The following is a 255-nucleotide window of genomic DNA, read 5'->3' as shown; positions in this document are numbered from 1 at the left end:
ATGAACTTCCACGGCGCGACGCTGCCGCGCGGGTGGGGCCGCACCTATCCCAACCTCATGACGGAGGAGGCGGTGAAGGGCTTCGAGTTCGCCACCTTCGACCAGAAGGACCAGGACCCGGTGGCCCGACAGTCGGCCATGCTGCCGTTCACACGCAACCTGTTCGACCCCATGGACTTCACGCCCATGGTGTTCGGCGACCTCCCGAAGAGCAAGCGCGCCACGCGCAACGGCTTCGAGCTGGCGCAGAGCGTG

1 pseudogene is annotated in these 255 nt (G+C 66.7%); it reads left to right on the top strand.

Annotated elements, in window-relative coordinates:
- Positions 1–255: pseudogene (locus AC0IZJ_RS28565) on the top strand (glycoside hydrolase family 97 protein); the annotation flags it as partial.

This window comes from Roseateles sp. AC306 (assembly GCF_979253795.1).
The sequence above is the reverse complement of the archived record's forward strand: the minus strand, read 5'-3'. Positions and strand labels throughout refer to the sequence as shown.